24 protein-coding genes and 2 tRNA genes are annotated in these 22,724 nt (G+C 65.1%); 13 read left to right on the forward strand and 13 right to left on the reverse strand.

Annotated features, from left to right (window positions below; all coding sequences use genetic code 11):
• Positions 1–97: 97 nt before the first annotated feature.
• Positions 98–664: a dCTP deaminase gene (dcd, locus tag HNO51_RS09345; protein WP_197450726.1), complete on the forward strand. Its 567-nt coding sequence runs from the start codon at positions 98–100 to the stop codon at positions 662–664.
• Between the two features lie 274 nt (positions 665–938).
• Here dcd and purN read toward each other — a convergent pair whose 3' ends face one another.
• Both purN and purM read right to left on the reverse strand, forming a co-directional pair.
• On the reverse strand, positions 939–1,664 hold the full coding sequence (gene purN, locus HNO51_RS09350) for a phosphoribosylglycinamide formyltransferase (RefSeq protein ID WP_209539049.1): 726 nt from the start codon (positions 1,662–1,664) through the stop codon (positions 939–941).
• Positions 1,661–2,737, reverse strand: a complete 1,077-nt coding sequence (purM, locus tag HNO51_RS09355; RefSeq protein ID WP_197450728.1) for a phosphoribosylformylglycinamidine cyclo-ligase — start codon at positions 2,735–2,737, stop codon at positions 1,661–1,663. The genes purN and purM overlap by 4 nt, the downstream gene beginning before the upstream one ends.
• A 157-nt stretch (positions 2,738–2,894) precedes the next feature.
• Here purM and HNO51_RS09360 point away from each other — a divergent pair, with 157 nt between their 5' ends.
• Positions 2,895–3,971 carry an AI-2E family transporter gene (locus HNO51_RS09360; RefSeq protein WP_197450729.1) on the forward strand — a complete coding sequence of 359 codons (1,077 nt, stop codon included), beginning with the start codon at positions 2,895–2,897 and terminating at the stop codon, positions 3,969–3,971.
• The gene (hda, locus tag HNO51_RS09365; protein ID WP_209539050.1) at positions 3,968–4,669 is read left to right on the forward strand and encodes a DnaA regulatory inactivator Hda; all 702 of its coding nucleotides are present in this window, start codon (positions 3,968–3,970) and stop codon (positions 4,667–4,669) included. The genes HNO51_RS09360 and hda overlap by 4 nt, the downstream gene beginning before the upstream one ends.
• Positions 4,670–4,675: 6 nt before the next feature.
• On the opposite strand, the gene HNO51_RS09370 is transcribed toward hda, so the two are convergent.
• From HNO51_RS09370 to HNO51_RS09380, 3 genes are all read right to left on the reverse strand, one after another.
• On the reverse strand, positions 4,676–5,221 hold the full coding sequence (locus HNO51_RS09370) for a carboxypeptidase-like regulatory domain-containing protein (RefSeq protein ID WP_197450731.1): 546 nt from the start codon (positions 5,219–5,221) through the stop codon (positions 4,676–4,678).
• Positions 5,222–5,368: 147 nt separating this feature from the next.
• Entirely contained in the window at positions 5,369–5,731 is a 363-nt protein-coding gene (locus HNO51_RS09375) for a phasin family protein (RefSeq protein WP_422674258.1), read from the reverse strand.
• 120 nt (positions 5,732–5,851) lie between these two features.
• On the reverse strand, positions 5,852–6,853 hold the full coding sequence (locus HNO51_RS09380) for a sensor domain-containing diguanylate cyclase (RefSeq protein WP_197450732.1): 1,002 nt from the start codon (positions 6,851–6,853) through the stop codon (positions 5,852–5,854).
• Between the two features lie 264 nt (positions 6,854–7,117).
• Between HNO51_RS09380 and HNO51_RS09385 the strand changes: the two genes are divergently transcribed.
• Complete coding sequence (locus HNO51_RS09385) at positions 7,118–7,840, forward strand: helix-turn-helix domain-containing protein (RefSeq protein ID WP_197450733.1); 723 nt, start codon at positions 7,118–7,120, stop codon at positions 7,838–7,840.
• A gap of 14 nt (positions 7,841–7,854) precedes the next feature.
• Here the strand turns inward: HNO51_RS09385 and HNO51_RS09390 are convergent, their stop codons facing one another.
• Entirely contained in the window at positions 7,855–8,349 is a 495-nt protein-coding gene (locus HNO51_RS09390) for a hypothetical protein (RefSeq protein WP_197450734.1), read from the reverse strand.
• Between the two features lie 275 nt (positions 8,350–8,624).
• Between HNO51_RS09390 and HNO51_RS09395 the strand changes: the two genes are divergently transcribed.
• Complete coding sequence (locus HNO51_RS09395; protein ID WP_209539051.1) at positions 8,625–10,004, forward strand: class II fumarate hydratase; 1,380 nt, start codon at positions 8,625–8,627, stop codon at positions 10,002–10,004.
• Positions 10,005–10,013: 9 nt separating this feature from the next.
• On the opposite strand, the gene HNO51_RS09400 is transcribed toward HNO51_RS09395, so the two are convergent.
• The 3 genes from HNO51_RS09400 to HNO51_RS09410 all read right to left on the reverse strand — a co-directional run bounded on the left by HNO51_RS09400 (position 10,014) and on the right by HNO51_RS09410 (position 13,572).
• Positions 10,014–11,084, reverse strand: coding sequence for an endonuclease/exonuclease/phosphatase family protein (locus HNO51_RS09400; RefSeq protein ID WP_209539052.1), 1,071 nt, complete (start codon positions 11,082–11,084; stop codon positions 10,014–10,016).
• A gap of 66 nt (positions 11,085–11,150) precedes the next feature.
• On the reverse strand, positions 11,151–12,653 hold the full coding sequence (glpD, locus tag HNO51_RS09405) for a glycerol-3-phosphate dehydrogenase (RefSeq protein WP_242597239.1): 1,503 nt from the start codon (positions 12,651–12,653) through the stop codon (positions 11,151–11,153).
• A 160-nt stretch (positions 12,654–12,813) separates the two neighbouring features.
• Entirely contained in the window at positions 12,814–13,572 is a 759-nt protein-coding gene (locus HNO51_RS09410) for a DeoR/GlpR family transcriptional regulator (protein WP_197450738.1), read from the reverse strand.
• A 150-nt stretch (positions 13,573–13,722) separates the two neighbouring features.
• On the opposite strand from HNO51_RS09410, the gene glpK reads away from it, so the two are divergent.
• The 3 genes from glpK (at position 13,723) to HNO51_RS09425 (ending at position 15,500) form a co-directional block, all read left to right on the forward strand.
• Positions 13,723–15,210: a glycerol kinase GlpK gene (gene glpK, locus HNO51_RS09415; RefSeq protein ID WP_209539054.1), complete on the forward strand. Its 1,488-nt coding sequence runs from the start codon at positions 13,723–13,725 to the stop codon at positions 15,208–15,210.
• A gap of 119 nt (positions 15,211–15,329) precedes the next feature.
• Positions 15,330–15,406, forward strand: a tRNA-Val gene (locus tag HNO51_RS09420).
• A 17-nt stretch (positions 15,407–15,423) separates the two neighbouring features.
• Positions 15,424–15,500, forward strand: a tRNA-Val gene (locus HNO51_RS09425).
• Positions 15,501–15,547: 47 nt separating this feature from the next.
• Here the strand turns inward: HNO51_RS09425 and HNO51_RS09430 are convergent.
• Positions 15,548–16,045 carry a GAF domain-containing protein gene (locus HNO51_RS09430; protein WP_209539055.1) on the reverse strand — a complete coding sequence of 166 codons (498 nt, stop codon included), beginning with the start codon at positions 16,043–16,045 and terminating at the stop codon, positions 15,548–15,550.
• A 90-nt stretch (positions 16,046–16,135) separates the two neighbouring features.
• On the opposite strand from HNO51_RS09430, the gene HNO51_RS09435 reads away from it, so the two are divergent.
• Complete coding sequence (locus HNO51_RS09435) at positions 16,136–16,435, forward strand: MTH1187 family thiamine-binding protein (protein WP_197450741.1); 300 nt, start codon at positions 16,136–16,138, stop codon at positions 16,433–16,435.
• Positions 16,436–16,514: 79 nt separating this feature from the next.
• On the opposite strand, the gene HNO51_RS09440 is transcribed toward HNO51_RS09435, so the two are convergent.
• The 3 genes from HNO51_RS09440 to HNO51_RS09450 are packed head-to-tail and all read right to left on the reverse strand — an operon-like array spanning position 16,515 to position 19,090.
• Positions 16,515–17,339 (reverse strand): MetQ/NlpA family ABC transporter substrate-binding protein, encoded by an 825-nt coding sequence (locus tag HNO51_RS09440; protein ID WP_209539056.1) that lies wholly within the window; start codon positions 17,337–17,339, stop codon positions 16,515–16,517.
• A gap of 25 nt (positions 17,340–17,364) precedes the next feature.
• Positions 17,365–18,018, reverse strand: a complete 654-nt coding sequence (locus tag HNO51_RS09445; protein WP_209539057.1) for a methionine ABC transporter permease — start codon at positions 18,016–18,018, stop codon at positions 17,365–17,367.
• On the reverse strand, positions 17,999–19,090 hold the full coding sequence (locus HNO51_RS09450; RefSeq protein ID WP_209539058.1) for a methionine ABC transporter ATP-binding protein: 1,092 nt from the start codon (positions 19,088–19,090) through the stop codon (positions 17,999–18,001). The genes HNO51_RS09445 and HNO51_RS09450 overlap by 20 nt, the downstream gene beginning before the upstream one ends.
• Positions 19,091–19,525: 435 nt before the next feature.
• On the opposite strand from HNO51_RS09450, the gene HNO51_RS09455 reads away from it, so the two are divergent.
• The 4 genes from HNO51_RS09455 (at position 19,526) to gpt (ending at position 22,712) form a co-directional block, all read left to right on the forward strand.
• Positions 19,526–20,155, forward strand: coding sequence for a riboflavin synthase subunit alpha (locus HNO51_RS09455; protein WP_197450745.1), 630 nt, complete (start codon positions 19,526–19,528; stop codon positions 20,153–20,155).
• Positions 20,156–20,365: 210 nt separating this feature from the next.
• The gene (locus HNO51_RS09460) at positions 20,366–21,658 is read left to right on the forward strand and encodes an NCS2 family permease (protein ID WP_197450992.1); all 1,293 of its coding nucleotides are present in this window, start codon (positions 20,366–20,368) and stop codon (positions 21,656–21,658) included.
• A gap of 21 nt (positions 21,659–21,679) precedes the next feature.
• Positions 21,680–22,225, forward strand: a complete 546-nt coding sequence (locus tag HNO51_RS09465; protein ID WP_010628313.1) for an adenine phosphoribosyltransferase — start codon at positions 21,680–21,682, stop codon at positions 22,223–22,225.
• A gap of 7 nt (positions 22,226–22,232) precedes the next feature.
• The gene (gene gpt, locus HNO51_RS09470; protein ID WP_111412089.1) at positions 22,233–22,712 is read left to right on the forward strand and encodes a xanthine phosphoribosyltransferase; all 480 of its coding nucleotides are present in this window, start codon (positions 22,233–22,235) and stop codon (positions 22,710–22,712) included.
• The last annotated feature ends 12 nt before the right edge of the window (positions 22,713–22,724 follow it).

Genomic DNA, 22,724 nt, shown 5'->3' on the forward strand with positions numbered 1-22,724 from the left:
TTTCGCTGATTTTTGCCTTGTCTGACCTTCGCTCGCCGACTTTTCAGCCAAAGCCTACTTCTTCATTCTTCGGCACAACTTCATCTCAGGACGTCCCATGAGCATCAAGCCCGACAGTTGGATCCGCCGCATGGCCGAGCGGGAAGGCATGATCGAACCCTTCGAAGCCGACCAGGTGCGTTACGTGAACGATCAGCGGGTGATCTCCTATGGGACCTCCAGCTACGGCTACGACGTTCGCTGCGCCGACGAGTTCAAGGTGTTCACCAACATCCACTCGGCAGTGGTCGATCCCAAGGCCTTCGACGAGAAGAGCTTCGTCGACGTCAAGGGTGACGTCTGCGTGATTCCGCCCAACTCCTTCGCCCTGGCACGCACCGTGGAGTATTTCCGCATTCCGCGCAGCGTGTTGACCATCTGCCTGGGCAAGTCGACCTACGCCCGCTGCGGCATCATCGTCAACGTGACGCCGCTGGAGCCCGAGTGGGAAGGGCACGTGACCCTGGAGTTCTCCAACACCACCAACCTGCCGGCCAAGATCTACGCCAACGAGGGCGTGGCGCAGATGCTGTTCCTGGAATCGGACGAGGTATGCGCGACCTCCTACAAGGACCGCGGCGGCAAGTATATGGGGCAGAGGGGGGTGACTCTGCCCCGCACCTGAGAAAGCGCCGATTTATTGCTGCGCTCGACGACCCACATGGATGTGGGAAGCGCGTTGGTTCGTCGGGAACGAACCTGGCCATCCTGACCGCCGGCGGTGCCGAGGCGTCGGACCGTCAAAATCCTCATATAGCAGGCAACACTCCGGTTGACTCGCAGCCTTCGGCTTCTCGCCCCTTCGGGGCCAGCCTACGGCTGTTTGTCGCTTCGCTCGGTATTGCGCTCCGGCGGCGATCAGCCTGTCTTCGCTCGCGACATAAATCGCCGGCTTTCTACTATTTCTCGTCCAGCTCCTCGGCGGCGTCGGCGTGGGAGAGGCGTAGCCCTTGGGGTGGCAGCGGGGTGCCGTCGAGCACGGCGGCCGCCCCCTCGAGGCGCAGGCGCCCCTCGAGGAACCACTTCACCGCGATGGGGTAGATCAGGTGCTCGCGGGCGTGCACCTTCTCCTTGAGGCTGGCCTCGGTCTCGTCCTCGCTCACGTTCACCACGGCCTGGATCGCTACCGGGCCGCCGTCGAGCTCCTCGGTGACGAAGTGCACGCTGCAGCCGTGCTCGGTCACGCCGTCGGCCAGTGCCTTGGCGTGGGTGTTGAGGCCGCGATAGGCGGGCAGCAGGGAGGGGTGGATATTGAGCATGCGTCCATGGAAGCGCTGCACGAAGCGCGAGCTGAGGATGCGCATGAAGCCGGCCAGTACCACCAGGTCCGGTTCGTGGCGCTCGATCACCTTGATCAGGGCGCCGTCGTAGGCTTCACGGCTGTCGTATTCGCCGTGGGGTAGCACCACGGCGTCGATGCCGGCATCGCGGGCTCGCTGCAGGCCGTAGGCGTCCGCGACGTTGGAGATCACCGCGACGATCTCGCCGCCCAGGCGGTCGTGGGTCTGCTCGTCGATCAGCGCCTGCAGGTTGCTGCCGTTGCCGGAGATCAGCACCACGACCCGACGCGCGCCGGTCGGCTCGGGCGTCAGGTCGTTGAGGGTGTCGCTGGCGTAGTCGCTCATGCCTCGAGGTTCTCCAACTGCACGGCTTCTTCTCCTTCGCGGCGGGCCACGATCTCGCCGACACGGTAGACCGTCTCGCCCTGCGCCTGAAGGTGGGCGCGAGCCTGGTCGGCCTGAGCGGAGGGCACGACGACGACCATGCCGATGCCGCAGTTGAGCACGCGATACATCTCATGCTCCGCCACGTTGCCCTGTTGCTGCAGCCAGTCGAACAGCGCCGGGCGGGTCCAGCTCTTCACGTCGATGCGTGCGGCAAGCGTTTCCGGCAGGACACGGGGCACGTTTTCCAGCAGCCCGCCACCGGTGATGTGGGACAGGGCGTGCACCGCCACACCGCTCTCCTTGATCAGCGACAGCAGCGGCTTGACGTAGATGCGAGTGGGGGCGAGCAGGGCGTCGCCAAGGGGCTGGCCGTCGATGGCGGTATCCAGCGACGCGCCGCTCACCTCGAGGATCTTGCGAATCAGCGAGTAGCCGTTGGAGTGAGCCCCGGTGGAGGCGATGCCCAGCAGCACGTCGCCTTCGCCGACTTGGCTGCCGTCGAGGATCTCGGATTTCTCCACCACGCCGACGCAGAAGCCGGCCAGGTCGTAGTCGCTGCCTTCGTACATGCCCGGCATCTCGGCGGTCTCGCCGCCTACCAGGGCACAGCCGGCGCGCTCGCAGCCTTCGCCGATGCCGGCCACCACGTCGGCGGCGATGTCCACATCGAGCTTGCCCGTGGCATAGTAGTCGAGGAAGAACAGCGGCTCGGCGCCGGCCACAACCAGGTCGTTGACGCACATGGCGACCAGGTCGACACCGATGGTGTCATGGCGACCCAGGTCCATGGCCAGGCGCAGCTTGGTGCCCACGCCGTCGGTGCCGGATACCAGGACCGGTTCACGATAGCCGGAGGGCAACTGGCACAGGGCGCCGAAGCCACCCAGCCCGCCCAACACCTCGGGGCGCATGGTGCGCTTCGCGACGCCCTTGATGCGGTCGACCAGGGCATTGCCGGCATCGATGTCAACGCCGGCATCCTTGTAGCTCAGCGAAGCCTTGGCGTTGTCGGGAGAGGTGGAATCGGTCATGGCCTGTCCTGTAGGAAGAAACGCGGTTAGTGGTCCGTTGGCTGGCGTCAGGCGATAGGTCGCCCGATGGCCGCAGCAGTGGGCAAGATCGGGCCGGAATTGTAGCATCACGAAACACGGCTCGCATCGCCGTGAACGACGAACGCAGGGAGGTGTGATGCGCAGAGAGTGGTGGATACTGGGCGGTGTGGTGGCGGTGGTATGGCTGCTGTTCCAGCTGGAGACGATGTTGATGCCGTTCATTGCCGGCATGATCCTGGCGTACCTGTGCGATCCCCTGGCCGATCGGCTGGAGCGCCTGGGCCTGTCGCGCATGCTGGCGGTGTGCGCTGTGTTCCTGCTCATGACAATCCTGCTGGCGATCGCGCTGTTGATCCTGATTCCGCTGCTCATGCAGCAGATCCGTCAGTTCAACCAGATGATCCCGGGGATCTTCGCCTGGGTACAGACGTCGCTGGCGCCTCAGCTGCAGGACTGGACGGGGCTCGACGTGACGGCCGATCTCGATGCCATCCAGCAGACGCTGGCACGCAACTGGCAGAACGCAGGGGAGTACGCGGCCCAGCTGCTGGGCCGGGTGGGCCGATCGGGCATGGCCTTCATCACCTGGGTCACCTACGTGGCGCTGATTCCGGTGGTGACCTTCTACCTGCTGCTCGACTGGGACAGGATGATGGCCAACCTGCGCGATATGCTGCCGCGCCACTGGGAGCCCGATGCGGTACGCCTGAGCCGCCGCTGCGACGAGGTGCTGTCGGCCTTCCTGCGCGGTCAACTGCTGGTCATGCTGTCGCTGGGCGTGATCTATGCGCTCGGGTTGACTCTGGTCGGCGTTCGTTTCGGGTTGTTGATCGGCATGGTCGCGGGGCTGGCCAGCATCGTGCCGTTCCTGGGCTTCATCGTCGGCATCAGCGTGGCGCTGCTGGTGGCTTTCTTCCAGTTTGGTACCTGGCTCGCGCTGTTCGGCGTCGTGGTCGTGTTCGCCATCGGCCAGGCGCTCGAAAGCACGCTGTTACAGCCCAAGCTGCTCGGGGATCGAATCGGCCTGCATCCGGTGGCGGTCATCTTTGCCGTGCTGGCCGGGGGCAACCTGTTTGGTTTCACCGGCGTATTGCTGGCGCTGCCGGCCGCGGCGGTGATCATGGTACTCTTGCGCGAGCTCAACGACCGCTACAAGCGCAGTACGCTCTACGACGTCGATGGGCCGCAGCATCGCCACGAGGATTCACCATGAGCCGAGCGCCTGCGCAGCTGCCATTGGGGGTGGGGCTGCGCGACGATGCCACCTTCGACAGTTTCCTGCCGGCGGCCAATGCCGCCCTGGTGGAACACCTCTCGCGTCAGCTCGATGCTGACGGCGAGCCGTTTCTCTACGTATGGGGAGCCTCCGGCAGCGGTCGCAGCCACTTGCTTCAGGCGGCCTGCCACGCCGCCTCGGATCGTGACCTGCGGGCCCTCTACCTGCCGCTTCGGGATCTCGGCCACTTTCCCCCCCTGATGCTCGAGGATGCCGAGCGCCTCGACCTGGTGGCCATCGACGATGTGGACAGCGTCATCGGGCGGCGGCGCTGGGAAGAGGGTCTCTTCCATGCCTTCAACCGCCTGCGCGATGCCGGCAAGCGCCTGGTGATGTCGGGCGCCGTGGCACCCCGCCAGCTGCCCGTGAAACTGCCCGACCTGGCCTCGCGCCTGAGCTGGGGTGTCACTTTTCATCTGCAGCGACTGGATGATGGCGAGCGACTGCAGGCCCTGCAGCTGCGTGCAAGGGTGCGTGGCATGCAGCTTCCTGATGAGGTGGCGCGCTACATCCTGCATCGCGGGCCGCGGCGTCTCGACGAGCTGTTCGAGGCACTGGCCTTGCTCGACCGGGCCTCGCTGTCCGCCCAGCGCAAGCTGACGATTCCCTTCGTCAAGCAGGCGCTGGGCTGGTAGCGTCGTTCAGCGGCTCAGGTTGACCTCGAGACGCTGGCCGTTACGCAGCGACACCTGGCGCAAGATCACCTGGCGCTCACCGCGTGAATTGACCATGCTGCCCGAGACGTAGAACTCCCCGGACGGGAGCCCATTGAGGCTGAAGTTCCCGCTGCCGTCGGTACGGGTCGTATGGGTATATTCGCGTGCACGAGGGTCGGCAGGTTCGACCGCTCGCCCGGCCAGCGCGTGTTCGGCAGCCTCAGCCGAGTAGGTGGTGACGGGGGCCACGGCAATGGTCTCGCCGGCACCCGGCCTGCCGTTGAGGCTGAGCCGGCCGGTAATGCTTGCGCTGCCGGTTTTCGGTAGCGCGGCGTACTCCTCGGCGGGAAATGCCACCTGACGCGGGACGCGCGGCGGTGCGGGGCGCTGCTCGTCGGGGCGCTCGGCGTCAGGGCGTTGGGGCTCGCCGATCTCGATGATCTCGATGCGCTCGGGGGGCGGGCCCGGCTCCATCATCTGGCAACCACTAAGGAGCAGGCCCAGCAGGGCCAGGGAAATCCAGGCTTTCATACGATCGCTTCCTCACTGCCATGCCCGTGCGTATCGAGCATAAACGAAGGGGGCGGACGGTGACAGGCCCTGCGGCAAGCGAAAGGCCCGTCGAACCGGGTTCGACGGGCCTTCTTGGGTGTACGTCCGTGGGAGCGTACAGCCGCGTCACGACTTGGCGGAAGCCGCCTGCTGGGTCTGTTTCAGGCTGCTTTCGGCGAGCTTCTGGCTCTGCTGCACGAAATCCTGATTCAGGGAGACGACCCTTTCGGCATCGCCCTTGAGCCGTTCGGCCATGTCCTTGGCGAATTGCTGCTGCCCCTCGAGATAGTTGCGCAGACCATCGGCATCGCGTACCTCGAGCAGCCCACGGGCCTGAGCCAGGCCGGTGTCGGTATAAGCCTTGGCGGTATCCAACTGGGCGGTGAGAAGCTTCTCGGTGTAGTCGATGCTAAGCGCGGCATAGGCGCGGGCCGGGCCGAGAAGCATGGCTTCGAACGGCTTGGTGTCGAAGCTGAAAGTCTTCATCATTTCCTGTGAACCTCCGGGTTCGCGATTGGTGACGAAGTGAATTCGTCCTGCTGCGATGCAACATAGCAGAGTTGTTTGTGCACTGCAATATGCGTTTCGGTAAGCCTCTGTTGCTTCCTGTCAGGCGGCACATTCGATTCGGTTGCGTCCGTTCCGCTTGGCCTGCAACAGCATGGTGTCGGCACGATGAATCAGGTCGACGACGAAGTGATCGGTAGGCGCCAGGCAGGCGATGCCGATACTGACCGTGAACCGGGACGTCTGAGTCAGCGTCCGCCTTAGGCGCTCGGCAATCTCCCGAGCCCCGTCGGCCGTGGTCTCCGGCATCAGGATGAGAAACTCGTCGCCACCGTAGCGACCGACCAGATCGCACTCGCGGACCGTGGCCAGTATCGTGTGCGCGACGCAGCGCAGGGCTTCGTCGCCCGCAAGGTGGCCCTCGCTGTCATTGATCTTCTTGAAGTAGTCGATATCGAGCATCATCAGGCAGAGCGATTGCTCGTAGCGCGAGGCGCGGCGAAGCTCCAGTTCGGCCAGTTCCTGCAGGTAGCGGCGGTTGTAGGTGTCGGTCAGGCAGTCATGTGTCGCCAGGTGGGTCAGGTGCTCGTTGGCAGCGACGAGTTCTGCCGTGCGTTCATGCACCCGCCGTTCGAATTCCTTGCTCTCGGGGCTGGCGCCGACGGGCTGCTCGGGTAGCTGCGACATGTCGCGGGACACACCGAACAGATGGGTGACGCGTCCCTCCTGATTGGTGATCGGCACCAGCAGGGTCTGCCAGTGCCCTTGCTGGCAAGCCCCGTGGCGGTCGACGTAGCCGCCTTTCTCCTCATAGCGAATGGGGCTGCCGCACTCGGCGCAGCGATGCAGGTTGGCGATCACGCCATGGCACATGGGGGGAGGAAGCAACTGCTCGATACGCTTGCCGATGCAGGCAGTTTCATCGCCGAGCATGGCCTGGCGCGTCGAGTTCATGGCCTCGATCACAAAGTCGGCAGGACCCTCGACACGAACGATGAACATGTGCTCGGGGCAATATTCCCAGAGGCTGCGCAACAGCAGCATGCCAGCATTGGCGTTGAGCCGACCGAGAATGTCAGACGTCATCCAGGATGTCTTGTGCATGGCTAGATTCCCTTGAGTGGCGTTCCTCTTGTCCCAGAGGTAACGCTGAGCCTGCGGCAGTGCAGCATTAACACTAGGTCGCGGGATTTCATCGTGCAGCATGGTTTTCGTCATGACATAGGCGAGGGGAGGTTGACATTGCCCTGGTCGGAGCATGACGTAACTCAACCTGCGGTGCCGCAGCCCCCTCCCTATACTGTTCGCGTGTCCCATGGAACGAGGGCCGCTTTCATGTCTAGCTACGGGAAGGATGGACATGGCTGCATGGCCGAGGTTTCCGACTGCCTCGCGTGCTACCTCAACGTGCTGAGCAAACCTGAGGGGTTGCCGGACGAGGAAAGATTGCTGCTCGACGACATCGTCGTCCCCCCCCTCCGGCTCGAAAAGCGCGATGTACTCTGTTCCCAAGGAGCATCGTTCGATGCGCTCTACGCGGTACGTACCGGCTGCCTCAAGCAGGAGACCGCCATCGACAGCGCCGAGACGTTGCTGACCGCCTTCTGGCTTCCCGGTGACCTCATTGGTTGTGATGCCATCGACTCGGGGCGCTATGCCGGAACCGTCAGCGCGCTCGAAACCGCTACGCTTTGCCAGCTCCCGTTCGACCGGCTCGAGACCTTCAGGCACCGCTTGCCCAGGCTGTGCAGACGTCTCCAGAACTGCATCAGCCGAAGCCTGCGCGAGGAGCGGTTGAATCTGCACCAACTGCTGGGACGAACGGCCGAGGCGCGTGTGGCTTGCTTCCTGCTCGCGATATCGGCCTGCTTCCAACGCCGTGGTTACTCGCCCAGAAGCTTTCGTCTGCCGATGTCGCGAAGCGATATCGGCAGCTATCTGGGCCTGACCCAGGAGACCGTCGGCAGGACGTTCATGGCCTACCAGGCTCAGCGGCTGCTTGCCGTGCGTGGGCGTGAGTATCATCTTCTCGACCTGGCCCGGCTCGAGCGGTTGGCCTCTTCTCCCGGCAGGCGGCAGAAGAGGCCTTGAGGCTGACGGATCGGTCAGGCTTGCCGTAACCGCACGGGCGATTGATGGTGCTGCTCCCAGAACTCGAGCAGCACGCGGCACTCACCCTCCTTCTCCCTGGCGAAGCTCAGGAAGGGCTGATGCAGTTCCGCCGTGGCGTTGGTGTCGACGAGCCACTCGAAGAAGTTCTTCGATTCCACTGCGGCGCGTATGGCCTGCTCGACCACCTGGTTTCCGGTGGCGTCGTCGACGATGAAAAAATGCCGGTCGTTCAGGGCACAGCGCGGCACCCCCGCGGGCAATGCCATGACGCAGGCATCGAGCTCGAGGCTGCGGGCCGCCTGGCGAAGGGTGTCGAGCCGCTTTTCGCACTGCAGGCCCAGCGTGGCCATCAAGCGGCTCGTCTGCGGCGCTTTCGGCAGGAAACTGAGCGCCAGCCGGCGGTAACGCCTCAGTTCGGCCGCCTCGTGGGTATTGGCGAGCGTCAGCTGTTCGTGTGGCAGGAGCAACAGGGAATCGGTCTGTGTCATGGGTTTTTCTGTCCGCTTTGTTTTGTCCGCGTTGTTTATCCGCGTGGTTTTGTTCAATGACTGCCTGGAGTGGGTAGGCGAAGCAATCTTAGGAAGGTGGCGTGGCCTGCTGCAACGACAGTTGTCATATTGTCCGTCGATGGTGAGCGTGTGCTCTGAAATGTGTTTGATCTTGCACAAGAAAAAGGCTTGGAAATCCGCAGCCGCCGAGATGCCTTGAACGCGCCGGCCGTTGCCGCCATGGTGAAGGGGAGGACGACAAGCGAGGGAGTGACATGAGCGAACATCGTATCGAGCGCGATAGCATGGGGGAGCTGCGGGTGCCGGGTTCGGCGCTCTACGGGGCCCAGACCCAGCGAGCCGTGGACAACTTCCCGGTGTCGGGCCAGCCGATGCCGGTGGCGTTCATCCACGCCATCGCCCGGGTCAAGCTGGCCGCGGCCAAGGTCAATCGCGATCTCGACCTGCTCGATGGCGAGCGGGCCGAAGCCATCGTCGCGGCTGCCCAGGCCATCGTCGATGGCAAGCACGACGACCAGTTTCCCGTGGATGTGTTCCAGACCGGTTCGGGCACCTCCAGCAACATGAACGTCAACGAGGTCATCGCCCACCTCGCCAGCCGCGACGGGCTCGAGGTCGGGCCCAACGATCACGTCAACATGGGCCAGTCGAGCAACGACGTGATTCCCACCGCCATCCACCTCTCGGCGGCACTGGAGGTCACCGCACGCCTGCGCCCCGCGCTGGTGCAGCTGCGCGCGACCATCGACGAGCGGGCACAGGAGCTGGACGGGGTGGTCAAGACCGGGCGCACTCACCTGATGGACGCCATGCCGCTGCGCCTGGGGCAGGAACTGGGTGGCTGGTCGAGCCAGGTCGGCCAGGCCATCGAGCGTATCGACAGCGCGATGGTGCGGCTCTCTCGCCTGGCTCAAGGTGGCACGGCGGTCGGAACGGGGATCAATGCGCATCCCGAGTTCGCCCAGCGCATGGCGCGTGAGCTCAGCGCGCAGACCGGCCTCTCCCTCAGCCCCAACGACAGCTTCTTCGCCAGCCTGGGTGCCCAGGATGCCGCCGTCGAGCTGTCTGGCCAGCTCAGGGGGCTGGCCTGCGCGATCATGAAGATCGCCAACGATCTACGCTGGATGAACTCCGGCCCCTTGGCCGGGCTGGGCGAGATCGAGCTCGAGGCGCTGCAGCCCGGCAGTTCGATCATGCCGGGCAAGGTCAATCCGGTGATCCCCGAATCCGCCGCGCAGGCCGCCGCCCAGGTCATCGGCCTGGACACGGCGGTAACGGTGGCAGGGCAGAGCGGCAACTTCCAGCTCAACGTGATGCTGCCGTTGATCGCCAACAACCTGCTGACCTCGATCAAGCTGATGAGCAATACCGCACGGCTGCTGGGCGAGCGAGCGATCGCTACCTTCCGGGTCCGGGAGGAGAGCCTGGCCGCGCCGCTGGCACGCAACCCCATCCTGGTCACGGCGCTGAACGGCGTGATCGGCTACGACGCCGCGGCGGCCATCGCCAAGCAGGCCTACCAGGCTGGGCGGCCGATCATCGAGGTGGCCGAGGAGCAGACCGACCTGAGCCGCGAGGAGCTCGAACGCCTGCTCGATCCGGCCAAGCTGACCTTCGGTGGGCTTCCGGAGTAGTGGGCGGCCTCACGTCTGCTGGTCGCGAGCGCGGGCCTCGCGGATGGTCTGGCGCGCCCAGGCGCGCTCGTCACCGTCGGCCTCGGGCGTGTCGTGTTCGTCACTGCGCGACGGGCGAAAGCAGAGCGTGGCCAGGATCGGGAAGTGATCCGAGCCGAAGCCCGGCAGCCTCTCCAGCCTCTTCAAGGTGAAGTGCTCGCTGGTAAAGATGTGGTCCAGGGGCCAGCGCAGCAGCGGGTAGCGGGCGTGGAAGGTACTGTACCTACCACGCCCCCGACGCGGGTCGAGCATGCCGCTGATGCGGCAGAACAAGCGGGTGGTGCGCGACCAGGCCACGTCGTTGAGGTCGCCGGCGACGATGGTGGGCGTGGGGTGGCGATGGATCTCCTTGCCGACCAGGAGCAGCTCGGCATCGCGCCAGAGCGTCTCCTCGCTCTCGTTGGGGGCGGGCGGCCGCGGATGCAGGGCGTGTAGCGTCAGCCTGTCGCCGCTCGTGAGCGTCACTTCGGTATGGATCGAGGGGATATCGTCCTGAATCAGCCATTCGACGCGGGTGTTGCCCAGTGGCAGCCGAGAGTAGAGGTGCATGCCGTAGAGGTTGTCCAGGGGGATCTTGACGCTGTTTGGCCAGTGCTCCTCGAGTGCCTGATCGAGCCGTTCCTGCCACCAGCTGTCCGACTCGAGGGTCAGCACGACATCTGGGTCGTGCTGCCGAATGATCTCGATGAGTCGGCTGGCCTGGCGATTGGGCGTCAGCACGTTGGCAATCAGCAGTGTGAGGCAGCGCTCCTGTTGGCCGGGTTCCGCCGCCTGAACCTGGACGGGCCACAGGCGGGTCCAGGGCAGGATGAAGCGGGCCTGGAGCACCACCACGAGCAGGTTCGACGCGAGCAGCGCCCACCGCCAGGGAGGATCGAGGGGAAGCGAGAGCAGGGCGGTGACCAGGGCGGCACACGCCAGCTGCAGCCGCGGGAATTCACAGGCGCGTATCCACCACCAGCGGAGCGGCAGCTTGGCGATGAGCGTGGCGGCGAGCAGCATGGCCGTCACCGCGGCGAGCGCGACGGAGGAGAAGGTCATGGGCCCCTGGCCTGGCGGCGAAAGAACGGTGAAGCGTCTTCACCTTCAGCCTAAGCGATATGAGCCTCATGCGGCCAGCCCGTGGCGGTGCTTTTCGGTATGCCGCTTGAGGGCCTCCACCTGGCGCGGCGTGAGGCGCAGGCCGAGCTTGGTCCGCCGCCACAGGATGTCCTCGACATCGAGCGCCCACTCATGCTCGATGAGGTAGTCGGCTTCGGCGGCCGTCAAGCCGCCGCCGAACTCCTCTCCCAGGTCATCGGGCCCCTCGGCGCCTTCGAGAAAGCGCAGGCACAGGCTGCCGTAGCTGCGCGCGAAGCGCCGGGCGCGTGCCTCGCCGAGCCAGGGATACTCGCGAAGCAGGCGGGTCATGAAGGGCTCCTGGCCGTCGATGTCGCCTCCCGGCAAGGCAGCCGTTGCGGTCCAGCTCGGCCCCATGCCCGGCAGGGCGGGAGCGAGCTGCTTCAGGGCGGCCTCCGCCAGCTTGCGGTAGGTGGTGATCTTGCCCCCAAACACCGAGAGCAGCGGGGCGCCGGTATCGTCCAGCGCCAAGGTGTAGTCGCGGGTCATGGCTGAAGGGTCGGCCGATTCGTCGTCGCACAGGGGACGTACGCCCGAAAAGCTCGTGATCACGTCGCGGCGGTCGAGCTGGCGGCGGAAGTGCTGGTTGACCACGCCGAGCAGGTAGTCGGTCTCCTCCTCGCTGATGGCGGCCTGCCTCGGGTCGCCGCGATAGTGGCGGTCCGTGGTGCCGATCAGGCTGAAATCGTCTTCGTAGGGCAGCACGAAGACGATGCGGCGATCACTGTTCTGCAGGATGTAGGCACGCTCGTCGGCGTTGAGGCGCGGCACGACGATATGGCTGCCTTGAATCATGCGAATGGCGTAGCGCGAAGGACGCGCCGCCTGTTCGCGCACCACTTTCTCGACCCAGGGCCCCGCGGCGTTGACCAGGGTTCGCGCGTGGCGCTCGAAGCGCTCACCGCTGCGCACGTCCTCCAGTTCGATGCGCCAGGCCCCGTTTTCTTCCTGCGCTCCGGTGCAGCGCGTGCGCACCAGGATTTCCGCTCCGCCCTCACGCGCCTGAAGCGCATTGAGCACCACGAGGCGTGCGTCGTCGACCCAACAGTCCGAATATTCGAAACCGCGCATCAGCTCCGGCTTGAGCGGGGAATCGCCGGTAAAGCGCACGCCACGCGAGCCGGGCAGCGTCTTGCGCTTGCCCAGATGGTCGTAGAGGAACAGCCCGGCGCGGATCATCCAGGCGGGGCGCAGGTGGGAGCGGTGGGGCAGGATGAAGCGCAGCGGCCAGATGATGTGTGGCGCCTTGCGCAGCAGGACCTCCCGCTCGCGCAGGGCTTCACCGACGAGGCGGAACTCGCGATGTTCCAGATAGCGCAGGCCGCCATGGATCAGCTTACTGCTCGCCGATGACGTGGCGCCGGCCAGGTCGCCCTGTTCGCACAGGCCGACCGTCAGCCCGCGGCCGGCGGCGTCGTTGGCGATGCCGGCCCCGTTGATGCCGCCGCCGATGATGAACATGTCGAGTAGCTTGCGAGACGTCTGTGCCATGGGAGAAGAGACTCCGAACTTGGGGCCGCGGAAGCGGTGCCGATCCCACCGTTGATGTTTGAAAACGAACATAGAGCAATCGAAAGCGAACATCAAGGGTTCGAAGACGACATTGCCGACACCAGGGTGTCGGCAATGTCGTCTGGCCGGCGAGTCGGGGTCAGGCGATGTGCAGGGCGACGTCGTTGACCTGCATGAGATGCACGATGCGCTCAGGCGGCTGGCGGTCGGTGAAGAGCGCATCCAGCTGAGCGATGTTGCCCTGGCGGACGACGGGATTGCGATGGAACTTGGAGTGGTCGGCGGTCAGGTAGACTTGGCGGGAATTGAGAATGATGGCCTGGGCGACGCGGGCTTCCTGGTAGTCGAATTCCAGCAGCGAACCATCCTCGTCGATGCCGCTGATGCCGATGATGCCGAAGTCCACCTTGAACTGGTTGATGAAGTCGATTGTCGCCTCGCCGATGATGCCGCCATCCCGCGAGCGAACCTGGCCGCCGGCGATGATGACGTTGAAGTCCTCCTTGTGCTGGAGGATGGCCGCCACGTTGAGGTTGTTGGTGATCACCTCGAGACCCTGGTGGTCGAGCAGGGCTTCTGCGACCACTTCGTTGCTGGTGCCGATGTTGATGAACAGCGAGGCGTGATCGGGTATGTGCCTGGCCACCAGGGCGGCGATGCGTCGCTTGGCGTCGAGATTGAGGTTCTTGCGCGTGCTGTAGGCGGTGTTGACGGTGCTCGACTCGAGCCCCGCCCCGCCATGCACGCGGCGGATCATGCCCTCTTCCGCCAGCGCATTGAGGTCGCGACGAATGGTCTGGGGGGTGACGGAGAAGTGTTCGGTCAACTGCTCGATGCTGGCATAGCCCTGACGGCGCACGAGGTCAATGATGGCATCTTGGCGCTGTTGCTGGTTCATGTCGGCTCCCTTTCGATCACGCGAGTGTAAGCGATTCGGCGCGCCGTCGGCAGGCGGTTACGGCCGTATTCTACGAAAGTCGTAAAGCAATGCGAACATTCTCAAGTACTCTTGGTGATCATAAACGAACATACAATGACGAGACCTAACATGGCCGACTATCTTCTTGCCATCGACCAGGGCACCACCAGCTCACGCGCCATCCTCTTCGACCGCGGCGCTCATGTGGTGCGTGTGGCACAGCGTGAGTTTCCCCAGCACTTCCCCCGTGACGGCTGGGTCGAGCACGCGCCCCAGGACATCTGGGACACGGTGCTGGCGACATGTCGTGAGGTGGTGGAAGCCTCGGGCGTTGCGCCCGAGGCGCTGGCCGGCATCGGCATGACCAACCAGCGCGAGACCACGCTGCTGTGGGACCGAGCGACGGGGCGGCCGCTCTACAACGCCATCGTCTGGCAGGACCGGCGTACCGCCGACTTCTGCCAGCAGCTGCGCGACCAGGGCCATGGCGCGCTCGTCCAGTCGCGCACCGGGTTGCTGATCGACCCCTACTTCTCGGCGACCAAGCTGGCCTGGCTGCTGGACAACGTCGAGGGGGCCCGGGAGCGCGCCGAGCGCGGCGAACTCGCCTTCGGCACGGTGGACAGCTTCCTGCTGTGGCAGCTGACCGGTGGCCGCGTGCATGCCACCGACGCCACCAACGCTTCGCGCACGATGCTGTTCAACATCCATACCCAGCAGTGGGACGACGAGCTGCTCGGGCTGTTCGGCATCCCGCGGGGGCTGTTACCCGAGGTGCGCGACAGCAGCGACGACTTCGGTACCGCGCAAGCCGAGTGGCTGGGGGCCGAACTGCCGATCGGCGGGGTAGTCGGCGACCAGCAGGCGGCGCTGGTGGGGCAGGCCTGTTTCGAACCGGGCATGGGCAAGAGTACCTATGGTACCGGTTGCTTCATGGTGCTCAACACCGGCGACAGGCCGGCGGCATCGCGCAATCGGCTGCTGACCACGGTGGCCTATCGGCTGGGTGGCAAGACCACCTATGCCATGGAGGGCAGCATCTTCGTGGCCGGCGCGGCGGTGCAGTGGCTGCGCGACGGACTCAAGCTGTTCAAGGAGGCGGCCGAGACCGAGGCCTTGGCCCGACAGACTCGCGACGGTCATAGCGTCTACCTGGTGCCTGCCTTCACCGGCCTCGGGGCGCCGCACTGGGATCCCAAGGCGAGAGGGGCGATTCTCGGCCTGACCCGGGACACCGGTATCGCCGAGATCGTGGCTGCCGGACTGCAGGCGGTGTGCTACCAGACCCGCGACCTGCAGGCCTGCATGAGCGACGACATGGGGGTGTCCCCGGGCACGCTGCGCGTCGATGGCGGCATGGCGGCCAACTCGTGGCTGGTGCAGTTCCTGGCCGACATGCTGGGGGTGCAGGTCGACCGGCCCACGGTGCTCGAGACGACGGCGCTGGGGGCCGCCTACATGGCTGGGCTGCGCTTCGGCTGGTACCGCGACCTGGAGGAGATCGCCGAGCTCTGGCGCTGCGAGAGGAGCTTCACGCCTAGCATGCCGGAAGCCGAGCGTGAGCGGCTTTACGGAGGCTGGCTCGAAGCGGTGGAGCGTGTAAAAAGCACCGCCTGAAGCTTGCAAAAGGCAGCGATATCGGTAAGATATGCATCCGTTGCCGCAGCGCAGATGTGGCGGTAACAGGCGGCCTGTCATTCGCAAGATGTGGAGGCAGGCGCAAAAAAGCCGGAAGCAGGACCATAGCTCAGTTGGTTAGAGCGCCACGTTGACATCGTGGAGGTCGGCGGTTCAAATCCGCCTGGTCCTACCAGCTTTCACATCGCCTTCAGGACCATAGCTCAGTTGGTTAGAGCGCCACGTTGACATCGTGGAGGTCAGCGGTTCAAATCCGCTTGGTCCTACCAGTTTCTCGGAACGCCCCATGGCCCTGTGCCATGGGGCGTTTCTGCTTTCACCCGAGCGGCGTCGGTGCGGCGAGCAGGTCCGGCAGCCGGGTGCGCTCGATGAACACCGCGACCAGCCGCTCGATGCCGGCCTGGTCCTCGGCGCTGAAGCGGGCGTGGCGAGGGCTGTCCAGGTCGAGCACGCCCCACAGCGTGCCCTCGCGCAAGAGCGGTATCACCAGCTCCGAGTTCGACGCGGCGTCGCAGGCGATATGGTCGGCGATGGCGTGAACGTCGTCGATGCGTTGCGTCTGGCGGCTGCGGGCGGCCGCGCCACACACGCCCTTGGCGAACGGGATCGGGTTGCAGGCGGGCTTGCCCTGGAAGGGGCCGAGGGAGAGTCGCTCGGGCTGGCGCTGCAGGTAGAATCCCGCCCAGTTGAGCTCGGGTACCTGCTGCATGATGAAGGCGCAGGTCTGGGCGGCATTGGCCAACCAGTCGTCGTCATCCAGCAGGGCGTCGAGCTGTCGCGCGAGCAGCGCGTAATCGAGAGCGGCCGATGGCATGGGGCCTCCTTCTATCGGGGTTTGAACAATGGCCGGGGCGACACTAGCTTTCGGGTAGGGATATCCGTTGGTCGATCAGGAGGATTGAGTATGCGTGTGGTTGCCGATGTCAATGTCACCCCAATCGGGGCCGGGGCCTCGCTGTCGTCCCATGTCGCCGCCTGCGAGGAGGTGATCGAGGAGGCCGGGCTCAAGTATCGCCTGCATGCCCATGGTACCAACCTGGAGGGCTCGTGGGAGGACGTGATGCGGGTCGTCCAGCGCTGCCATGAGGTGCTGCACGAGCGCGGCGCGCCGCGGGTGGACAGTGCGATCCGCATCGCCACGGCCACCGACAAGGATCAGAGCCTGGAGGGGCGGATCGAGAAGGTCGAGCGCAAGATAGGCTGATTCGAGACCGCCTCTGGCAAACGAACGGGCCGACGCATGGCGTCGGCCCGCTGCCGTCAACAGGAAGGCGCGGCTAGGTTTACTCCCAGCCGGGCACTGCCCCGCCGTCGAATAGCTCCTGAGCTTTGGCCACGACTTCCTCGCTCTGGTAGGCCGAGACCAGTTGCTGGATCTCCTCACGCTCCTCGTCGCCGGCGCGTACCGCGATCAGGTTGACGTAGGGCGATTCTGGACCCTCCTTGATCAAGGCATCGTCCAGGTGCAGGCCGGCCGGCTGGGCGAAGGTATTGTTGATGAAGGCCAGGTCGACGTCCTGCAGTACGCGCGGCAGTTGGGCCGCCTCGATCTCGCGGAACTGGAAGTCGCGGGGGTTCTCGACCACATCGACCGGCGTGGCCTCGAGGTTCTCGGGATCGTCGAGTTCGATCAGGCCGGCATTGTGCATCAGGATCATCGCGCGGCCGCCGTTGGTGGGGTCATTGGGCAGGGCGATGATGGCACCGTCTGGCAGCTCGTCGATGCTGTCGTGTTTCTCGGAGTAGGCACCGATGGGGTAGACGAAAGTGTGCCCGGCCACGGCCAGCTCATAGCCGCGGTCGTCGATCATGCTCTGCAGGTAAGGCTCGTGCTGGAAGGCATTGGCATCGAGGCTGCCGTCGGCCAGCGCCGCATTGGGCGAGACGTAGTCGGTGAACTCGACGATCTCGACCTCGAGATCGTAGCGCTCCTTGGCGATCTGCACCGCGACCTCCATCACTTCCGACTCGGGGCCGGACATGGTGCCAACCTTGATCGAGCGGGTCTCGCCGGCGTCGTCGTTGCCGCAGCCGGCGAGCAGGCTGGTAGCGGCGAGAGTGCCGACCAGCGTGGCGGCGCCGAGCAGGCGGGTCAGGGTTGCTTGCATTGGGTCGTTCTCCTTGGGTGTGGCGTCACTTGCGATCCGACTTGCGTACCAGGTAATCCCCCAGGCTCTGGAAGCCCTGCACCATGACCACCAGGATGGCCACGGTGATCAGCATGACGGTGGGGTTGAAGCGGTTGTAGCCGTAGCGGATGCCGAGGTCGCCCAGGCCGCCACCGCCCACGGCGCCGGCCATGGCCGAGTAACTCACCAGGGTGACCACGGTGATGGTGAGGCCGGTGACGATGCCGCCGCGGGCCTCGGGCAGCAGTACCTTGGTGATGATCTGCCGCGGTGTGGCACCCATCGACTGGGCGGCCTCGACAAGACCCGGCGGAATCTCGTTGAGCGCCCCCTCCACCAGGCGGGCGACGAAGGGAATGGCGGCGATGGTCAGCGGCACGATGGCGGCATTGGTACCGATGGAAGTGCCGACTATCACGCGCGTAAAAGGGATGATCGCCACCATCAGGATGATGAAGGGGATCGAGCGGCCGACGTTGGTCACCATGCCCAGCGCCTGGTTGAGCACCGGGCGCGCGAGGATCTGGCGCGGGCGGGTGACGTAGAGCATTACGCCCAGCGGTACGCCGAGCAAGGCCGAGATCACGCCCGAGACGGCGACCATGTAGAGCGTGTCCAGGGTCGCCTGCAGGATCAGGTCAATCATCGCGCTGGACATGGCCGAGCACCTCCACGTGAAGATCATGGGTTTCGAGGTAGTCGATGGCGCGGCGGGTCTGCTCCGGCGAGCCCAGCAGTTCGGCGATCATCAGGCCCAGGGTGCGCTCCTGGATCGACTCCACTTTGGCCTGGAGGATGCTCACGTCCACACCGCACTCCCGCGCCAGGCGCGAGATGAGCGGCGTGGAGACCGCATCGCCGGAGAACGCCAGGCGGACCACCGGGTGGGTGTGCTCGCCGGGGGCCTCCTCCAGCCGCTCGACCAGCGCCTTGGGCGGCTCGAGCTGCAGGAAGTCGTTGAGGAACTCGCGGCCGAGCCGGGTGCGCGGTGCGGTGAAGAAATCGCCCACCTCGGCTTCCTCGACCAGCTCGCCGTCAGAGATCAGGCTGACCCGGTGGCAGATCGACTTGACCACCTCCATCTCATGGGTGATCAGCAGGATGGTCAGGCCGAGCTTCTGGTTGATCTCGCGCAGCAGGGCGAGGATCGAGCCGGTGGTCTGGGGGTCGAGCGCCGAAGTCGCCTCGTCGCACAGCAGCACTCGCGGCTCGCTGGCCAGCGCCCGGGCGATGGCCACGCGTTGCTTCTGCCCGCCGGAGAGCTGGGCCGGATACTGGCGGGCCTTGTCGGAAAGGCCGGTCAGCTCGAGCAGCGGCAGCACGCGTTGGCGAATGGCGCCGCGCTTCATGCCCATCAGTTCCAGCGGCAGCGCCACGTTGTCGAATACGTTGCGCGTGGTCAGCAGGTTGAAGTGCTGGAAGATCATGCCGATGCGGTGGCGCGCCTGGTTGAGCTCGGCGGGGGAGAGATCGGTCATCTCCTGGCCATCGACGACGACGCTGCCGCCGGTGGGGCGCTCGAGCAGGTTGACGCAGCGGATCAAGGTCGACTTGCCGGCGCCGGACAGGCCGATGACGCCGTGGATGCTGCCCTGGGGAACATGCAGGTCGACGTTCCTGAGGGCCTCGATCGTCCGTGACGGAGTGTCGCGTCGACGGGCGGCGAACGGCAGCCGGCTTCTCGAGCCGGCGAGATGGTAGGTCTTGGAGACGTTGCTTAGCGTGATCATCTGGCTTCCTGAGAGGCCGTCCCGGTGGGGCGGGCGCAGCGACGACCAAGGAGGGAGAGCCGGAACGAAAAAAAGGCCACCCTGACGGGTGGCCATCAACGCTGGACACACCCTTTTAGCTGCACTTCACGTCGCTGGGGATGGAGCGTTCCATTTCCCAGCGGCGTGGGCGCCCGCAATCCGGGTACAAATCGGCGCCTGAAATGTGATGGCGAATACTAGGACCAAAGAAGCATGCTGTCAATGCGTTGGTGTATGTTTGTAGCCTGAAGCCATGTTTTCAGTAAGATGTTCCGCCTTCTTGGATTCCGGCATGACATCGTCCTGTCGACGGTGCGGTGCCTGACGTCCATGCCGATGGACGTTGCGGTCGCGAATTCTTACACTGCGAGCCCAATCCTTTCTCACCATTGTCGGGACTGCCCAGGAGGCGTCATGTTCACAGGCATCGTTCAGGGGACGGCCGAGATCGTCGCCATCCACGAGGCGGAGGCATTCCGGACCCATGTGGTGAGCCTGCCGGAATCTCTGCGCGAAGGGCTCGAGCTCGGGGCCTCGGTGGCCCACAACGGCGTCTGCCTGACCGTCACCGCCATCGAGGGCGAGCGGGTCAGCTTCGACCTGATGCGCGAGACGCTGCGGGTGACCAACCTCGGTGCGCTGCGCGAAGGGGATCGCGTCAATATCGAGCGTGCGGCGCGCTTCGGTGACGAGATCGGCGGACACGCCATGTCCGGGCACGTCATGGCCATGGCCGAGCTGGTGGAGCTGGACCAGGCGCCCAACAATCGCCGGTTGTGGTTCGAGGTGCCGCGCGCCCTGGGGCGCTTCCTGTTCGACAAGGGCTATATCGGGGTCGATGGCATCAGCCTGACCATTGGGGCGGTGAGGCACGCCGCGGCCGACCACGGGCCGCGCTTCTGCGTCGATCTGATTCCCGAGACGCTGGAGCGCACCATTCTGGTCGATCGCGTGCCGGGGGACCGGGTCAACATCGAGATCGACCCCCAGACCCAGGCCATCGTCGAGACGGTAGAGCGTGTGCTCGCCTCGCGTGGCGTCTGACGAACAGGTTCAAATGACCGTTTCGTCAAGTCTGCGTTGGCAGCCGCGCTGGCGCATGGCGCAGAGTTTGCTTATACAGAGCGAACCGTGCCGCGGCATGGCATTCAGGGTGGCCTCGCAACGCCGGCGGCCTTTGGGTACCATGTGCGGCTTTTCTCGCCCCCTGGCCGAATACAGCCCTTGTGCGCAGGAATGCCAAAAATGAAGAACATGCTCGATAGCCGCTTCAAGCTGACGGAACACAACACCAGCGTGAAGACCGAGGTCATCGCCGGGATCACCACCTTCCTGACCATGGCCTACATCATCTTCGTCAACCCCAGCATTCTCTCCGAGGCGGGCATGGACTACGGTGCCGTGTTCGTCGCCACCTGCCTGGCCGCGGCCGTCGGCTGTCTGATCATGGGCCTGTGGGCCAACTACCCGATCGCCCAGGCGCCGGGCATGGGGCTCAACGCCTTCTTCACCTACGGCGTGGTGCTCGGCATGGGCTACACCTGGGAGGCGGCGCTGGGGGCCGTGTTCTTCTCCGGTCTGTGCTTCTTCCTGCTCAGCATCTTCAAGATCCGAGAATGGATCATCAACTCCATTCCGCTCTCGCTGCGACTGGGGATTGCTGCCGGAATCGGCCTGTTCCTGGCCATGATCGCGCTGAAGAACGCCGGCATCGTGGTATCCAACCCGGCCACCTACGTGGCGCTGGGGGATCTCTCCGAGCCGGCCGCGCTCTACGCGCTGCTGGGCTTCTTCGCCATTACCGCCATGGCTTACCTGCGCGTCACCGGGGCGGTGATGATCGGCATCCTCGGCGTGACCGTGCTGGCCATGATCCTGGGGCACAACGAGTATGGCGGCCTGATGTCGATGCCGCCTTCCATCGCCCCGACCTTCATGGCGTTGGACCTGGCTGGCGCGCTCGACGTCGCCATGCTCAGCGTCATCTTTGCTTTCCTGTTCGTCGACCTGTTCGACACCTCGGGTACGCTGGTGGGGGTGGCCCACAAGGGTGGGCTGCTCGACAAGGACGGCAAGCTGCCGCGCCTGGGTCGCGCCATGATGGCCGACAGCGGCGCCTCCATGGCGGGAGCGGTGCTGGGGACTTCGACGACGACCAGCTACATCGAGTCCACCGCGGGTATCGTCTCGGGCGGCCGCACCGGACTGACCGCGGTAGTGGTGGCCCTGCTGTTCCTGGTCAGCCTGTTCTTCGCCCCGCTGGCGGGCTCGATCCCGGCCTATGCCACCGCCGGTGCACTGCTCTACGTGGCGGTGCTGATGGCCGGCAGCCTGTCCCACGCCAACTGGGACGACCCGACCGATGCCGCGCCCGTGCTGATTGCCGCCCTGGCCATGCCGCTGACCTTCTCCATCGCCGAGGGCATCGCGTTGGGCTTCATCAGCTACGCTGCTATCAAGACCCTCTCCGGTCGCTTCCGCGATCTCAACCCGGCGGTGGTCGTGCTGGCGATCCTGTTCGTGCTGAAGTTCCTGTTCCTAGACTGACATTCCTCACCGAGAGCTGCGATGAGCATTTACGGCGACTACATCAAGTCCGTGATCCGAACCGTCCCCGACTGGCCGCAGCAGGGGGTCAACTTTCGCGATATCACCCCGCTGCTGCAGAACAGCTCGGCCTTTCGCAAGCTGATCGACAGCTTCGTGCACCGCTATCAGGACATGGAGCTCGATGCGATCGCGGCCATCGACGCGCGCGGCTTCATCATCGGCGCGCCGGTGGCCTACGAGCTGGGGTGCAGCTTCGTGCCGGTGCGCAAGAAGGGCAAGCTGCCGTTTCGTACCATCAGCGAGACCTATACGCTGGAGTACGGCCAGGCCGAGGTGGAGCTGCACTCCGATGCGTTCCGCCAGGGCGACAGGATCCTGATCATGGACGATCTGATCGCCACCGGTGGCACCATGCTGGCCGCCGCCAAGCTCATCACCCGTTCGGGCGGGCAGGTGGTGGAGACCGCTACCATCATCGACCTGCCGGAGATCGGCGGGTCGGCCAGGATTCGCGAGGCCGGTTTCGGCGTCTTTGCGGTCTGCTCCTTCAATGAGGACGAGTGACATCACCATGAGCAACGCCCGCTACCACCAGCACTTCACCGTCTCCTGGGACCAGCTGCATCGTGACGTGCGCGAACTCTGCCACCGTCTCGTCGAGCGCGACTTCAAGGGCATCGTGGCGATCACCCGAGGCGGCCTGATCCCGGCGGCGCTGATCGCCCGGGAGCTCAACGTGCGCCTGATCGATACCGTGTGCATCAAGAGCTACGACCACATGGACCAGGGCGGGCTGGACGTCATGAAGGGGGTCGACCACGATGGCGACGGCTGGCTGCTGGTCGACGACCTGGTCGATACCGGCAAGACGGCGCGGAAGGTGCGCGAGATGCTGCCCAGGGCACATTTCGTCACCGTCTATGCCAAGCCGGAAGGTCGCCCCCTGGTCGACCAGTACCTGACCGAGGTGGCGCAGGACTGCTGGATCCAGTTCCCGTGGGACATGGGGGTGGCCTATGTGGAGCCCCTGGTCGACCAGGTCAAACGTTGAGTCTCAGCTGTG

The sequence above is a fragment of the Billgrantia sulfidoxydans genome, from assembly GCF_017868775.1.
Classification (GTDB): Bacteria; Pseudomonadota; Gammaproteobacteria; order Pseudomonadales; family Halomonadaceae; genus Halomonas; species Halomonas sulfidoxydans.